The sequence below is a fragment of the Streptomyces sp. NEAU-174 genome, from assembly GCF_052665095.1.
Map to the genome: position 1 here is coordinate 146,736 of NZ_JBQTCE010000015.1, position 15,419 is coordinate 162,154.

Below are 15,419 nucleotides of genomic sequence, written 5' to 3' on the forward strand. Positions count from 1 at the left end.
AGCGTCGAGCGGCTATCGCTTGGCCGAAGGCGACGGCGAGGTCGCCTTCGGCGAGGCCGACGGGGAGGCGGGCGCCGTGCCACCGCCGGGGTTCGGCCCGTAGGCGTCCAGGAAGCGGTCGCGGAAGGAGCTCATCTTCCACACCGGGGCCTTCGCGCCCGGCATCAGACCGTCGTCCCAGCCCCAGTGGGAGATCCGGTCCAGCACCGCCTTGTCGTGCGCGACGATCGCCACCGGCACGTCCCGGCTGGCGTTGTCGCCGCTGACCCGGGCGAGGGGCTGGTGGTCGCCGAGGAAGACCAGCACGGTGTTCTTGTTGCCGTACTTCAGCACATAGTCGATGAGGCTGTTCACCGAGTACTGGATGGACTTGCCGTACTCCTGCTTCACCTTGGTGGAGTTGGTGAACACGTCCCCGGGCCGCTTGCCCGCCTTCTCGATGCCCTTGTAGACCGAGCCGTTCCCGACCTTGCTCCACGGGATGGTCTTGGGGATCGGCGCCCAGGGCTGGTGGCTGGAGGTCAGGATGTTCAGTGACATCAGCGGCTTGTCGTGCTTCTTGCCGTGCTCCAGCTCCTCGAACGCCTTCAGCGCGTACTGGTCGGGCATGGTCGACCAGCTGAACTTCGGCCCCTTGTAGCCCAGCTCACGGGAGTCGTAGACGTGGTCGAGGCCGTAGAACTTGCCCTCCGGCCAAGCCTTCTGCACCCCCGGCATGATGCCGACGGTCCGCCAGGCGCCGGTGCGCTGGAAGGCGCGGGTGATGGACATGTGGTCGCCCGCGGTGACGGTGCGGTAGCGGTTCTGGTTGTCGATCCACAGGCCGGTGAGGAAGGTGGAGTGGCCCAGCCAGCTGCTGCCGCCGTACGTGGCCGAGGTGAGCCAGCCGCTCTTGGAGGCGAACCCGGCCTTGTTCAGCCGCTTGGTGGCGTTCTTGAGCGTCTTGTCGACACCGGGCGCGATCGCCGGGTCCTCGATGGCCGAGCGGCCGTAGCTCTCGATGAAGGTGAACATCATGTCCTTGCCGCGCAGCCCGGTCAGCAGCTGGTCGCCGGGGGTGTCGCCATAGGTGTCCACGGCGGCCACCTTGGCGAACTCCCGCTCGTCCTTGAGGGTCTTGCGCACCCGCTCCGCCCGGTCCTGCACCAGCGCGGTGGTGCTCCTGGAGGCGAACGGCGCCCCGGCCACCTGCACCCCGAGCGCCGCGCACATCACCCAGACGGTGCCGAGCACCAGGGTGGTGCGGGTGGCCACGGCGGTGTTCCGCGCCATCACGTTGCTGACCCGCAGGACGGCGAGCGCCATCAGGACGACCAGGGCGACGGCGAGCACCACGACCCCGATCACGGCGATGGTGGCGGCCGTATCGCCGACCGAGTCCTTGAGGTACGACTCGGCGTCGTCCAGCAGTATCCAGTCGAGCACCACGTTGAACCCACGGCCGAGGAACTCGTTGAAGCCGATGTCGAGGAGGTTCAGGATGGTCAACGCCCCGAGGGCCGCCCCGGCGAGCACCGCCACCACCCGCCGCGCCGTCGTCGGCAGCATGAGCAGCAGCGTGGCGCCGAAGATCCCCTCCACCGGGATCCGCATGAAGGCGCTGGGTTCGACGAGGGCGAGTTTGGTCGGCAGGAGGAGGGCGAGGAAGACGAGGGCGAGGGACAGCCCGGTGACCGTCCACGCCACCGTCCGTGCCACGACGGGGAACTTGGCCCGCCAGCCCTTGCGGACGGGGGCCGCGTCGGGGGCGGTGCCGACCAGCGGGCCGGTCACGGTGGTCTCCTCCGGGTCCGCCGCCTCCTCCGATGCGCCGGACGGCTCGGGGGACGCGTCGTGCCCCACGGAGGTGTCCGCGTCCGCGGCGGTGTCCGCGGCGGCGTCGACGTCCGCTGAGGTGTCCGCATCCGCAGAGGCGTCCACATCCGCTGAGTTGTCCGCGTCAGCGGAAGCGTCCGCCGCCTGGGCGGGGACATCCGGCGTGCGCTCAGGTGGCCCCTCTGGCCCCTCCGGTGACGGGCCCTCCGTCAGACCCTCCTCCGTGGTTCCCTTGTCCGTTTCCGACCGCTGACGAGAGCTCGATTGGCGCGACAACCCGAAGGTCCTTCCCTGCGAAGCCCGGTGCTGGCACGGCGGACCCGGCTCGGGTGGCCGGGCCCGTCGTTATCCGTACGGCGTGCCGGGGGTCCGCGTTCAATCACCTGGCACTTTTCCCGGCGCCTCCTCCCCTCGCGAGTGCGCCCGCCCCGAGGTTACGCTGCGTCCCTCACATGGATGTGAAGGTGAGGGGACCCGCACATGCGCATCGGAGAGCTGTCGGAGCGCACCGGCACACCGCGCCGGCTGCTGCGCTACTACGAGGAGCAGGGGCTGATCCTGCCGGACCGCTGCGCGAACGGCTACCGCTCGTACGACGAGCGGGTCGTCGACCGGGTGCTCCAGATCAGGGGCCTGCTCGACGCCGGGCTGCCCACTCGCATCATCAAGCAGATCCTGCCGTGTCTCGACAAGCCCCGGCTCATTCACTTCTCCGATGCCACACCGGAGATGATCACCACGCTGGAGGACGAGCGGGACCGCATGACCCGGCGCATCGACTGCCTGACCCGCAACCGGGACGCGATCTCCGAGTATCTTGACGCCGTGATCGGTAACCACACCACCAGCTGAACCACCGGGGGAGCCCACGATGACCGTCCGCCGTGTCGTACCCAACGTCCGGTCCGCAGCGATGCGGGAGAACCGGGAGTTCTACGGCCTCCTGGGGCTCGAGGAGGTGATGAACCTCGGCTGGGTCATGACCCTCGCCTCCCCCACCAACCCCACGGCCCAGATCGGCGTGATGACCGACGACAGGACCGGGCCGGTGGTCCCCGATCTGAGCATCGAGGTGGACGACGTGGACGCGGTCTACGCGGCGGTGCGCGACAGCGGCGCCGAGATCGTCCACCCCCTGCGGGACGAGGAGTGGGGCGTCCGCCGCTTCTTCGTCCGCGACCCCAACGGCCGGGTGGTCAATGTGCTCACCCACCGCCGGGAGCCCGGGGAGGTGGACGGATGAGCCACATCGAGATCAACGGATCGCCCGCCACCGCGGACACCCTGCGGCTGCCCGCGCTCACCAGCTATGGGCACTTCACGGCCATGCAGATCAGGGACGCCCGGGTCCGCGGCCTCGATCTCCATCTCGAGCGGCTGCGCTCGGCGACCCGGGAACTGTTCGGCGGCGACCTCGACGAGGCGCGCGTACGGGCGGACATCCGGCACGCCCTGGAGGGCGCCGGGGTCCGGGACGCCTCGCTCCGGGTGTATGTCTACTGGCCCGAGGGCGACGAGCGGGCCACCTTGATGGTCACGGTGCGTCCTCCGCAGGCGATGACCACGGAGCCGAAGTCCGTGATGTCGGTCCCCTACGTCCGGGAGGTCCCCCACATCAAGCATCTGGGCGGCTTCGGCCAGCACCACTACCTCACCGCGGCACACCGCGCCGGACACGACGAGGCTCTCCTGACCGACCCGCAGGGCGTGGTGGCCGAGGGCGCGATCACCAATATCGCCTTCTGGGACGGCTCGTCCGTGATCTGGCCGGACGCCCCCTCACTGCTCGGCATCACCATGGCCCTGCTCGCCCCGCGCCTGCCCTCGGCCCGCCGCCGCGTCACCCTCGCCGACCTCTCCTCCTACCGGTCGGCGTTCCTCACCAACTCACAGGGGTTCGCGCCGGTGCGGCGGATCGACGAGGTGGAGTACGCGGTCGACGCGGAGCTGATGCGGCGGGTGGGCGCGGCGTACGACGCGGTGGAGTGGGACGCGATCTGAGGATGCCGGGCGCCGCCCCGAAGGGGCGCGGGCTGTGTCGATGTGCGGCTCCGCCGCGGCTGTCTCGATATGCGGCTCCGCCGCGTGGGCCGACCAGCCACGACGGCGCCGCAGACGATCGACGGCAGGTCGGGGCACTTCCAGCGAAGCGCTTAGCGGTCCCGCTGGGAGGCGGTGCGCCGGGCGCTGTCGCGGCGGGGACGCAAGGGGGCGTCCTCGTCGCTGAAGAGCTCGGGGTGCTTGGCGCGGATCTTCTCCACATCGCTGAAGACCAGCCGCAGATGGGAGCGGAGCGACTCGTCGGCCCGGTCCAGATCGCCCGCCTCCAGCAGGTCGACCACCTCGCGGTGCTGGCCGATGAGCAGGGACATCTGCTGGGTCATCGGCAGTGACAGCCTGCGGGCCCGGTCCAGCTGGGCCTTGGCCTGGCTGACGACGGGCCAGGCCGAGGCGTGGCCGCTGACGGCCATCAGCCGGGCGTGGAACTCCTCGTCCAGCTGGAAGAAGCCCTCCATGTCGGACCGGCGGTCGGCCTCCTCCTGCGCGGTGAGCAGCGCCCGCAGCTCCGCCACGTCCCGCGCGCCGGCCCTGCCGACGGCGTCCCGCAGCGCGGCGCACTCCAGGGCCTCCCGGATGAACTGGGCGGAGGCCACATCGCGCTCCCGGATGCGCGAGACGAACGTGCCCATCTGGGGGTAGATGTCCACCAGCCCCTCGTCGGCGAGCAGGATCAGCGACTCGCGGACGGGGGTGCGGCTCACCCCGAGCTCGGCCGCCAGGTCGTTCTCCGAGACGGCCGAGCCGGGCTTCAGCTCCAGGCCGACGATGCGCGAACGCAGCACCTCATGGACCAGTTGCCGGGTGTTGCGCCCCCGGGAGCGCGCCGCGTGCAATCCCTCCGCCGATGCCATCTGGCCCCTTCCCAACCCTTGACTCCGCTCGCTGACGTACTTGTATGGTAGCCGACCGACAGCCCGGACTCCACCCCGGGAGCCCGCTTCAGTGAGGAGCACGCATGGCCACGATCACGGAGGCCAAGGTCATCGTCACCTCGCCGGGTCGCAATTTCGTGACCCTGAAGGTGACCACCTCCGACGGCGTGACCGGTCTCGGTGACGCGACCCTGAACGGCCGCGAGCTCGCGGTCGCCTCCTATCTGGAGGACCACCTCATACCGCTGCTGATCGGGCGCGACCCCGCCCGTATCGAGGACACCTGGCACTACCTCTACAAGGGGGCCTACTGGCGCCGCGGCCCGGTGACCATGACCGCCATCTCGGCCGTGGACACCGCGCTGTGGGACATCAAGGGCAAGGTCGCGGGCCTCCCGGTGTACGACCTGCTGGGCGGCAAGGCCCGCGAGGGCGCCCTGGTCTACGGCCACGCCAGCGGCGGCGACGTCCCCGAGCTGCTGGACGACGTGGCCCGCTTCCAGGAGATGGGCTACCGGGCGATCCGCGCCCAGGCCGCCGTCCCCGGCTCACCGGGCACCTACGGCATCCGCCACGGCACCGTCGCCACCGTCTACGAGCCCGCCACCGGCGCGCTGCCCGAGGAGCAGCCGTGGTCCACCGAGGCGTATCTGGACTTCGCGCCCCGCTATCTGGAGGCGGTCCGCGAGCGGTTCGGCTTCGGCTTCCACCTGCTGCACGACGTCCACCACCGGCTCAGCCCCACCGAGGCGGGACGGCTCGGCCGCAGCGTGGAAGACCTGCGGCTGTTCTGGATGGAGGACCCCACCCCCGCCGAGCTCCAGGAATCCTTCCGCCAGATCCGGCAGTCCACCACCACCCCGATCGCGGTCGGCGAGGTCTTCAACTCCATCTGGGACTGCCAGCAGCTCATCACCGAGCGGCTCATCGACTACATCCGCGCCTCGGTCGTGCACGCCGGCGGCATCACCCATCTGCGGCGGATCTTCCACCTCGCCGAGCTGTACCAGGTGCGCACCGGTTCGCACGGCGCCACCGACCTGTCCCCGGTGAGCATGTCGGCGGCCGTCCACCTCGATGTCACCGTGCCCAACTTCGGCATCCAGGAGTACATGGCGCACGACCCGCTCACCCACGAGGTGTTCCGGCCGGCCTACGAGCTGATCGACGGCGCCCTGCACCCCTCGGCCGCGCCCGGCCTCGGCATCGAGCTCGACGAGGAGGCGGCCGCCCGCTTCCCGTACGACCCGAAGTACCTCCCGGTGAGCCGCCGTACCGACGGGTCGGTGCACGACTGGTGACCGCCGACTCCCCGCCGCGCCTGTCGCTGGCCACCCTGGACCGCGTCCCCGCCGGAAGCCGCCCGCCCATCGACCCGCGGGGCCTGCGCCCCCGGATCGTGCACCTGGGCATCGGCGCCTTCCACCGCGCCCACCAGGCCCTCTACACCGAAGCCGCCGAGGCCGCGCACGGCGGCGGCTGGGGCATCGCCGGTGTCACCCAGCGCAGCCGGTCCGTCGTGGACGCGCTGCGCCCCCAGGACGGCCTGTACTCCTTCACCGAACGGCGCCCCGAAGGCCCGGCCACCCGCGTGGTCGGCACCGTGACCGAGGTGCTGCACGCCACCGACGACGGCGCCCGGCTCGGCACGCTCCTCGCCTCCCCCGAGGTCACCGTCGTCACCCTCACCGTCACCGAGAAGGGCTACCGGCGCGACCCCGCCACCGGCGGACTCGCCCTGGACGACCCGCTGATCCACGACGACCTGGCCGGACGGCCCGCGCCCGCGAGCGTGGCCGGACAGCTCGCCGCGGGGCTGCGTGCCCGGCTGCGGGCCGGCGGCCCCCCGGTGTCGCTGGTCTCCTGCGACAACATGGCCGACAACGGCGCGGTACTGCGGCGCCTGGTACGGGAGTTCATCGCCGCCACCGCATGGGACGACCGCGACCGCCTGCTGGACTGGATCACCGGCTCGGTCGCCTTCCCCGCCACCGTCGTCGACCGCATCGTCCCCGCCACCACCGACACCGACCGGCGGACCGCCGCCCGTGCCCTGACCGTGGACGACGCGGGCGCGGTCACCGGCGAACCGTTCACCCAGTGGGTGCTCCAGGACATCTTCGCCGCCGACCGCCCGCACTGGGAGGCGGCCGGGGTGCGCCTCGTCCCCGATGTGAGCCCCTACCAGCTCGCCAAGCTCCGGCTGCTCAACGGCTCCCACTCGCTCCTCGCCCATCTCGGGCTCGAACACGGGTGTGAGACCGTCGCCGACGTCCTGGCCACTCCCTGGGGCGAGGAGACCGTACGCGCCTACTGCGCCGAGGCCGCGCAGAGCCTGCCGCCCACCGAGGGTCTCGACCTCCCCGCCTACATCGACAGCCTGGTGGACCGCTTCGCCAACCCCGCGATGTACCACCGCATCCAGCAGATCGCCATGGACGGATCCCAGAAGATCCCCGAACGGTGGCTCGCCCCGCTGCGCGAACTGCGCGCTGCCGGACGGGACACCCCGCTCCTGGCCACCGCCCTCGCCACCTGGGCCCGCCGCACCCGCGACCACCCCCTGGACGATCCCCGCGCCGAGGAGCTGCGCCGCGCCTGGGACGGTCCGCACACCGAGGCCCCGCGCCGGCTGCTGCGGCTGCTGGGCGCCGAGGACCTCGCGGACGACACCGCCCTCATCGCGTCCGTACAGGCGGAGCTGGCCCCCCGCGCCCGGCCACCGCGCTGACCCCACGCACCGCCCCTTCCAAGGAGAGCCGCCTTGAAGACCCCCAGAGCCGTCCCCGCCACCGACCAGCCCTCCGCGGCCCAGGACGAGGCCGCCACCGGGCCACCGCGCCCCCGCGGGCCGCGCCACAACACCCGCTGGCTGATGGTCTTCCTCTGCTTCCTGGGCATGACCGTCAACTACGTCGACCGCGCCACCATCTCCATCTCCCTGCCCTATATGACCGATGACCTGCACATCGGCCCCGAGTGGCAGGGCGTCATCCTCAGCATGTTCTTCGTGACCTACGCGCTGGGACAGCTGCCCGCCGGGGCGCTGATCGACCGCTACGGCGAGAAGCGCATGTTCGCCATCGGCGGGCTGATCTGGTCCCTGGTCACCGTCGGCACCGGATTCGTCCGGGGCATCGGCAGCCTGCTCTTCGCCCGCCTCGCCCTCGGCGCGGGCGAGGCCCCCGCGTACCCCTCCTGCGCCAAGTCCGTCTCCCGCTGGTTCCCGGTCCGCGAACGCGCCCTGGCCAACAGCGTCTGGGACAACGGCGCCCGCGCCGGCACCGCCGTCGCCGCCCCCGTCGTCACCGCGCTGATCGCCTGGCAGGGCTGGCGGATGGCGTTCTGGGTCACCGGCGCCGTGGCCCTGCTGTGGGTGGCGCTGTGGCTCAAGGCGTACCGCGAACCCTCGGCGCACGACGGACTCAGCGCCGAGGAACGCGCCTACGTCACGGCGGGCGGCGCCCGGCTCGAGGAGAACCCCGCCGAGAAGACGACGGCCCCGGAGGAGCCCGCCGTCCGCTGGCGCGACCTGTTCCGCCACCGCACGGTCTGGGGCATGATGATCGGCTTCTTCTGCCTCAACTACGTCATCTACTTCTTCATCACCTGGTTCCCCAGCTACCTCGTCGACGCCCGCGGCTTCGACCTGCTCAAACTGGGCTTCTACGGCGCCCTGCCCGGCATCGTCGCCATCGGCGGCAGCCTGCTCGGCGGCTGGACCAGCGACACCCTGCTGCGCCGCGGCTGGTCGGTGACCCGGGCCCGCAAGACCTGTCTGGTGTGCGGGATGCTCTTCTCCTCCGTCATCGCCTTCGCCGTGCTCGTCCCCGGCGCCATGTGGGCCCTGGCCCTGCTGTCCGTCAGCTACGCCAGCCTGGCCTTCTCCGCCGCCTCGGTGGCCAGCCTGCCCGCCGACGTCGCGCCCACCCCACGCCATGTCGCCTCGCTCGGCGGCATCCAGAACTTCGCCTCCAACCTCGCCGGAGTGCTCGGCTCGACCACCACCGGTCTGCTGCTGGGCTTCTTCCACCACTCCTTCGTCGCCCCGCTGATGCTGTCCGGCGCGCTGTGCATCGTCGGCGCCCTCACCTACGGCCTAGTCATCAAGCGCGTCGAACCGCTGCGGCCGACCGCCGTCTGAGCCCCCTCCACGTCCCCGCCTACCAGGAGAACCACCCGATGAACGACGCCACCGCCGCGATCCTGCACGGCCCGAAGGATGTGCGCATCGAGCGGCACCCGATCCCCGGGCCCGCCCCCGGCGAGGTCCTCGTGGCAATCGGCGCGGTCGGGCTGTGCGGCTCCGATCTGCACTACTACGCCCATGGCGAGAACGGCCCCAATGTGCTCCGCTCCCCCACCGCGCTCGGCCACGAGGCGGCCGGAACGGTCGTGGCGGGCCACGGCCACGGCCACGGCCCGCTGCCCGCGGGCACCCGGGTCGCCATCGAGCCCGCCATCCCCTGCGGACGCTGCCGCGCCTGCCGTGCGGGCCGCTACAACCAGTGCCCGCAGGGCCGCTGCTTCGGCTCCCCGCCCACCCATGGCGCCCTGACCGGACACCTGGCCGTACCCGCGGAGTTCGCCCACCCCCTCCCCGACGGCTTCCCCCTCACCTCCGGCGCGCTCATCGAACCCCTCGCGGTGGCCCTGCACGCGGTGCGCCGCGGCGGCGTCGCGGCCGGGGACCGGGTGCTGATCACCGGCGCCGGGCCGATCGGCCTGCTCGTCCTCCAGGCCGCCCGCGCGGTGGGGGCGGGCGAGACCGTGGTGACCGACGTCAACCCCGGCCGGCTCGCCCACGCCCACCGCCTGGGCGCCGACCGGATCCTGGACACCTCCCGCGAACCCCTCCCCCGGGAGCCGCTGTTCGACATCGCGCTCGACTGCTCCGGCATCGAGGCCGCCCTGGCCGCCGCCGCCCACGCGGTGCGCCCCGGCGGCACCCTGGTCGCCGTCGGCAACCCGCCCCAGCCCCGGACCGCGCTCCCGCTGGCCTGGATGCAGCGCCAGGAACTCAGCCTGGTCACCGCCTTCCGCTACGCCGGGGAGTTCCCGGCCGCGGTGTCCCTGGCCGCCACCGGGCGGGTCGACCTGGAGTCGCTGATCACCGCGCGCTTCCCGCTGGAACGTTCGGCGGACGCGCTCCACACGGCGCTCACCGACCCGGCACAGCTGAAGGTCGTCATCGAGCCCAACTAACTCATCGGGACCATCAAACCCATCGGGCTCATCGGGCCCTGAGCGGGTGTGGACCGGGCGGCATCCCGTCCGTCCCACCCGTCACAATGGGGATCATGTCCCGACGTACCCGACGCCCGCGGCCGGCCCGCCCCACCCCGGCCACCTGCCCCTGCGGGCTGCCCGCGGCCTACGACGACTGCTGCGGCCGGCTGCACCGCGGCCAGGCCCAGGCGACCACCGCCGAGCAGCTGATGCGCTCGCGCTACAGCGCCTTCGCCGTCGGGGACGAGGCGTATCTGCTGCGCAGTTGGCACCCGACCACCCGGCCGCCCGGCGCGGACCTCGACCCGGGGCTGCGCTGGGTGCGCCTGGAGATCCTGGGCACCACCGAGGGCAGCGCGTTCCACACCACCGGCACCGTCGAGTTCCGCGCCCACTACACCCAGGGCGGCCGCACGGGCTCGCTCCACGAGAACAGCCGCTTCGTACGCCACGAGGGCGCCTGGGTCTATCTCGACGGTCTGACCGAAGACTGACCCCACCCCCACCCCCACCCCCACACCCACCCCGCGTCCGCGATCACGGTCCGCACCGACTTGGTCATTTGTTTCCCGTGTCGTCGCCGACGCCTTCTGGTGCCCGGTCAACTCCGGGGCGATGCTGGGGCGCTGTGCGTGTGAACCACGCGTGTCCCCTGGCCCCATGGAGTTGCCGTGCCTCCTGTCGCGTGTCCCAGACCACTGGCGGCCCTGGCCGCGGTGTCCGCCCTCGTGCTGGGCGCCGCCGGCCAGGCCACCGCCGACAACACCCCCGCCCCGGCGCCCGAACCCGTCCCCCGGTCGTCCTCGGAGATGCTGCGCCCGGTCGCGCCCCCCGCCGCCAGCGGTGCGACCGGCACCCGGTCCGTGGCCGACGGCGACGGGGTGGAGACCGCCCGCTCCTCCCGCCCGGTCGCCCCGGGGGTGCGGCTGACCTCGTACGACCGGCTGGAGTCGGACAAATGGCTGCGGGTCGACTCGCTGTCGGTGGACCTGGCCGGCGGCACCAAGGTCGACTATCTCCACCCCGACAAGGTCGCGGAGCGCCGGAGCGTCTCCCAACTGGCCGCCGCGCACGACCCCGGGCCGGGGCGCCGCACGGTCGCGGCCATCAACGGTGACTTCTTCGACATCAACCAGACCGGCGCCCCCGAGGGCAACGGCATCGGCGACGGCCGCCTCGTCAACTCCGCCTCCGCCACCGGGCCCGCACGGGCCGTCGGCATCGGCCCGGCCGACGCCGGCCGCGTACTCCAGCTCTACTTCGACGGCACCCTGACCCTCCCCGACGGCCCCCACCCGCTCGCGGCGCTCAACGCCGCCAACGTCCCGGCCACCGGCATCGGGGCGTACACCGCCCAGTGGGGCGAGGCGGACCGCGCCCAGACCGTGGACGGCGCACGGCGCACCGCCGAGGTCACGGTCGTGGACGGCAAGGTCACCCAGGCGGCCGGCGCGCCCGGCAAGGGCCCGATCCCGTCCGGCGCGACCGTGCTGGTCGGCCGGGACGCCGGGGCCGACACGCTGTCCGAACTGGCCGTCGGCGACGCGGTGTCGATGGAGTACCGGCCCCGCACCGACGGCGGCGACCTGCCCCGCACCGCCGTCGGCGGCCGCGAGCTGCTGGTCGTGGACGGCAAGGCGGTCGGCCACGAGGGCGAGGGCAACAACGCCACCGCGCCGCGCACCGCGGTCGGCTTCTCCCGCGACGGCCGCACCATGCGGATCCTCACCGTGGACGGGCGGCAGGCCGACAGCGGCGGCGTCACCCTCACCGAACTGGGCCTGATGATGAAGGACGCGGGCGCCTACAGCGCCCTCAACCTCGACGGCGGCGGTTCCTCCACGCTCGTCGCCCGCGAGCCGGGCAGCGACACCCCCCGGGTGGAGAACAGCCCGTCCGACGGGACCGAGCGCACCGTCCCCAACGGCCTGGCCCTCACCGCCCCCGACGGCAGCGGCCGCCTCAAGGGCTTCTGGGTGGACACCGCGATGGATCGCGCGTCCGCGCCCACCGCGGATCCGGTCCGGGGCGGCCACCCCGAGCGGGTCTTCCCCGGGCTCACCCGCCGCCTCACCGCCGCCGGTTACGACGAGACCTACGGCCCCGCCGAGGGCGCGCCGCAGTGGCGGACGGACGATTCCCACATCGGCCGGGTCGACGGCGACGGCACCTTCACCGCCCGCCACGGGGGTGACACCACCATCACCGCCCGGCGCGGCGCCGCCCATGGCGACCTCGACCTCACCGTCCTGGACCGGCTGGACCGGATCCAGCCCACCAGCCGGCTGGTCGGCCTGGCCGACGCCGAGGCCACGGGCCGGTTCGGCATCGTCGGCCTGGACGCGCACGGCACCAGCGCCCCCGTCGAACCGTCCGATGTGCGACTGTCGTACGACCACGCGCTGTTCGACATCGCCCCGGACCACCGGACCGGCACCTTCACCGTCAAGGCGCGCCACGACCAGGCCGCGGGGCAGGTCAAGGTCGCCGTCGGCACCACGACCACGGTGCTCGCCGTCACCGTCGGCCTGACCGAGCGGCAGGAGGCGTCCTTCGACGACGCCGACCGCTGGACCTTCAGCCAGGCCCGCGCCTCCGGTTCGGCCGAGGCCACGCCCGACGGGCACACCGGCACCGGGCTCGCGCTGGACTACGACTTCACCCAGTCCACGGCCACCCGCGCCGCCTATGTCACCCCGCCCCAGCAGATCGCGGTGGACGGACAGCCGCAGTCCTTCGGTCTGTGGATCAAGGGCGATGGCAAGGGGGCCTGGCCCACCCTGCACCTCAAGGACGCGGCGGGCTCCGACCAGTTGCTCCGCGGACCGTATGTCACCTGGACCGGATGGCGGCATGTCGACTTCGCCGTACCGGCCGGGGTCGCCTATCCGCTGAAGGTCAACCGCTTCTACCTCGCCGAGACCTCCGCCACCCGCCAGTACACCGGCAGTGTGGTCATCGACGACCTCACCGCACGGGTGCCGCCCTCCGTCGAACTGCCCACGGAGAGCGTGCGCCCCGATCCGCTGATCTCCACCGCCGCCCAGGTACGGGGACGCGACTGGCGGTTCGCGGTGATGTCCGACGCGCAGTTCGTGGCCCGCGATCCGAACAGCCCCATCGTCGCCCAGGCCCGCCGCACCCTGCGCGAGATCAAGGTGGCCAAGCCCGACTTCCTGGTGATCAACGGCGACTTGGTGGACGAGGGCTCCCCCGCCGATCTCTCCTTCGCCCGCACCGTGCTGAAGGAGGAGCTGGGCGATGAGCTGCCCTGGTATTACGTGCCCGGCAACCATGAGGTGATGGGCGGCTCCATCGACAACTTCACCGCCGAATTCGGGCCCGTCCACCGCACGTTCGACCACCGGGGCACCCGCTTCCTCACCCTGGACACCTCACGGCTGGGGCTGCGCGCGGGCGGCTTCGACCAGATCAAGGAGTTGCGCGCCCAGCTGGACGCGGCCGCGAAGGACCCGGACATCGGCTCGGTCATGGTGATCGAGCACGTACCGCCGCGTGACCCCACCCCGCAGCAGGGCAGCCAGCTCGGCGACCGCAAGGAGGCGGCGCTGCTGGAGGGCTGGCTGGCCGACTTCCGCCGCACCACGGGCAAGGGCGCGGGCTTCATCGGCAGCCATGTCGGCACCTTCCACGCCTCCCGGGTGGACGGTGTCCCCTACCTGATCAACGGCAACTCGGGCAAGAACCCCGCCACCCCGCCCGGCCAGGGCGGCTTCACCGGCTGGTCGATGGTCGGCGTGGACCACGTCTCGGCGCGGGACCAGGCGGCCGCCCGCCACGCACCGTGGCAGGGCGGCCCGGACTGGGTGTCCGTACAGACCCGCGCCCATGTGGACGGGCTGACCGTCACGGCCCCGGCCGAACTGCGCACCGGGCAGGACGCCGATGTCACCGCGACCGTCCTCCAGGGCGAGGGGACCGCTGCCCGGCGGGTGCCGGTCGGCTTCCCGCTCAGCGCGGACTGGACCGGCTCGCCCAACCTCCACATCGGCGATCCGGACGGCGCCGGGCGGCGCGATGTGGCGGCGTACGACCCGGCGACCGGCAAGCTGACCGCGCTGCGCCCGGGAACGGCCACCCTCGCGGTGAGCGTGAACGGCGCCATCGCACAGGCGCGGTTCACCGTCACCGCGGCGGCCGCGGCACCCGCGGCCTAGCCGGTCCTGTGGGGGCGGGGCGGCCTGAGCGCCCCGCCCCCACCAGATCCAGTCGCCCCCGCCGCGCTCAGGTGTCCCAGACGCGGCGTACCTGCTCGAAGCGGGTGGGCAGCGGAGGGCGGCGACCGGCGTACCGGGCGTTCGTACGGTGGACGAACCGGCGCCAGGAGAGCACCAGACCCTGCCGGGTGATGGGCAGTCCGGCGACCACGGTCACCCCGTTGTCATGGGTGTGGTGCACCGTCAGCAGCAGCGCTTCCGGCACCGACCCCTCCAGCTCGGCGCAGAGCTCCTGACGCACCCGCAGCCAGCGGCGCAGCACCAGCACGGTGCCGCGGTCCAGGCCGTGCCGGCGCGGGACGCGGTGTTTGCCGTGCTCGATGGTCACCCATCCGGAGTCCAGGTCCAGCGCCGACACGGTGCAGCGCAGCAGCCCGCCGTACCGGGCGCCGCTGGCCCGCGCCAGGCCCACCACCACGGCGAGCCGTACGGTCTCCGGCTTCACGCCGTCCTCCATCGCCTCCACCGACAGCCGGCGCCAGATCCACTCCGCCTCCGCCGCCGTGACCACCGGCCGCGGATAGCGGTCCCGCGCCGTGTCCTTCGCCGTCCGCGCCGCCACGTCCACCCCCTGGGAGCCTCCCGATCGAGCCGCTTGGCACACTATTTCTTCCACCGATGCCCTCGTCAAGGGACGCGTCAAGGGACGCACGGCGGTACGGTCGTCCGTGTGCGCCTTCTGCTGATGTCCGACACCCATCTGCCCCGGCGCGCCAAGGCGCTCCCCGGCGAGCTGCTGGAGCGGCTGCCGGACGCCGATGTGGTGATCCACGCGGGCGACTGGGTCGACCTCGCCACCCTCGATCTGCTCGAGGCGCGCTCGCGGCGGCTGATCGGGGTGTACGGCAACAACGACGGGCCCGAGCTGCGGGCGCGGCTGCCCGAGGTGGCCCGGGCCGAGCTGGCGGGGGTGCGGCTGGGCGTGGTGCACGAGACCGGCCAGTCGAAGGGGCGGGAGCGGCGCTGTGCCGAGCGGTTCCCCGACCTCGATGTGCTGGTGTTCGGCCACAGCCACATCCCGTGGGACAGCACGGCCGAGGGGCGGCTGCGGCTGCTCAACCCCGGCTCCCCCACCGACCGGCGCCGCCAGCCGTACTGTACATATCTGACGGCCGCGATCGAGGCCGGGCGGCTGACCGCCGTGGAGCTGCACCGGCTGCCGCCCCGCCACTGACCGATCGCCGCCGCCGACGGGCATCCGGAT

The 15,419-nt window shown here is 72.6% G+C and carries 13 protein-coding genes; 10 read left to right on the forward strand and 3 right to left on the reverse strand.

What is annotated here, in order from left to right; all coding sequences use genetic code 11:
* Window positions 1–12: 12 nt before the first annotated feature.
* Complete coding sequence (locus tag ACT2CW_RS36345) at window positions 13–1,920, reverse strand: sulfatase (protein ID WP_445519625.1); 1,908 nt, start codon at window positions 1,918–1,920, stop codon at window positions 13–15.
* A gap of 375 nt (window positions 1,921–2,295) precedes the next feature.
* Between ACT2CW_RS36345 and ACT2CW_RS36350 the strand changes: the two genes are divergently transcribed.
* The 3 genes from ACT2CW_RS36350 to ACT2CW_RS36360 are packed head-to-tail and all read left to right on the forward strand — an operon-like array spanning window position 2,296 to window position 3,816.
* A complete protein-coding gene (locus tag ACT2CW_RS36350; RefSeq protein ID WP_182473547.1) occupies window positions 2,296–2,667 on the forward strand; it encodes a MerR family transcriptional regulator in 372 nt (123 codons plus the stop codon).
* Between the two features lie 19 nt (window positions 2,668–2,686).
* Window positions 2,687–3,058 (forward strand): VOC family protein, encoded by a 372-nt coding sequence (locus tag ACT2CW_RS36355; protein ID WP_164426665.1) that lies wholly within the window; start codon window positions 2,687–2,689, stop codon window positions 3,056–3,058.
* Window positions 3,055–3,816 carry an aminotransferase class IV family protein gene (locus ACT2CW_RS36360; protein ID WP_445519626.1) on the forward strand — a complete coding sequence of 254 codons (762 nt, stop codon included), beginning with the start codon at window positions 3,055–3,057 and terminating at the stop codon, window positions 3,814–3,816. Before ACT2CW_RS36355 ends, ACT2CW_RS36360 begins: the two co-directional genes overlap by 4 nt.
* 152 nt (window positions 3,817–3,968) lie before the next feature.
* Here ACT2CW_RS36360 and ACT2CW_RS36365 read toward each other — a convergent pair whose 3' ends face one another.
* Window positions 3,969–4,727, reverse strand: a complete 759-nt coding sequence (locus tag ACT2CW_RS36365) for a GntR family transcriptional regulator (RefSeq protein ID WP_445519627.1) — start codon at window positions 4,725–4,727, stop codon at window positions 3,969–3,971.
* 104 nt (window positions 4,728–4,831) lie between these two features.
* On the opposite strand from ACT2CW_RS36365, the gene manD reads away from it, so the two are divergent.
* The 6 genes from manD to ACT2CW_RS36395 all read left to right on the forward strand — a co-directional run bounded on the left by manD (window position 4,832) and on the right by ACT2CW_RS36395 (window position 14,155).
* Window positions 4,832–6,049 (forward strand): D-mannonate dehydratase ManD, encoded by a 1,218-nt coding sequence (gene manD, locus ACT2CW_RS36370; protein WP_445519628.1) that lies wholly within the window; start codon window positions 4,832–4,834, stop codon window positions 6,047–6,049.
* A complete protein-coding gene (locus tag ACT2CW_RS36375) occupies window positions 6,046–7,479 on the forward strand; it encodes a mannitol dehydrogenase family protein (RefSeq protein WP_445519629.1) in 1,434 nt (477 codons plus the stop codon). Before manD ends, ACT2CW_RS36375 begins: the two co-directional genes overlap by 4 nt.
* A 33-nt stretch (window positions 7,480–7,512) precedes the next feature.
* Window positions 7,513–8,892, forward strand: a complete 1,380-nt coding sequence (locus ACT2CW_RS36380; RefSeq protein WP_445519630.1) for an MFS transporter — start codon at window positions 7,513–7,515, stop codon at window positions 8,890–8,892.
* 38 nt (window positions 8,893–8,930) lie between these two features.
* A complete protein-coding gene (locus tag ACT2CW_RS36385) occupies window positions 8,931–9,953 on the forward strand; it encodes an NAD(P)-dependent alcohol dehydrogenase (RefSeq protein WP_445519631.1) in 1,023 nt (340 codons plus the stop codon).
* Between the two features lie 95 nt (window positions 9,954–10,048).
* Window positions 10,049–10,471: a YchJ family protein gene (locus tag ACT2CW_RS36390; RefSeq protein ID WP_164426651.1), complete on the forward strand. Its 423-nt coding sequence runs from the start codon at window positions 10,049–10,051 to the stop codon at window positions 10,469–10,471.
* A gap of 177 nt (window positions 10,472–10,648) precedes the next feature.
* Window positions 10,649–14,155 carry a phosphodiester glycosidase family protein gene (locus ACT2CW_RS36395; RefSeq protein ID WP_445519632.1) on the forward strand — a complete coding sequence of 1,169 codons (3,507 nt, stop codon included), beginning with the start codon at window positions 10,649–10,651 and terminating at the stop codon, window positions 14,153–14,155.
* A gap of 67 nt (window positions 14,156–14,222) precedes the next feature.
* On the opposite strand, the gene ACT2CW_RS36400 is transcribed toward ACT2CW_RS36395, so the two are convergent.
* Window positions 14,223–14,777, reverse strand: coding sequence for a tyrosine-type recombinase/integrase (locus tag ACT2CW_RS36400; RefSeq protein ID WP_445519633.1), 555 nt, complete (start codon window positions 14,775–14,777; stop codon window positions 14,223–14,225).
* A gap of 108 nt (window positions 14,778–14,885) precedes the next feature.
* On the opposite strand from ACT2CW_RS36400, the gene ACT2CW_RS36405 reads away from it, so the two are divergent.
* Window positions 14,886–15,389, forward strand: a complete 504-nt coding sequence (locus ACT2CW_RS36405) for a metallophosphoesterase family protein (RefSeq protein WP_164426647.1) — start codon at window positions 14,886–14,888, stop codon at window positions 15,387–15,389.
* Window positions 15,390–15,419: the final 30 nt, after the last annotated feature.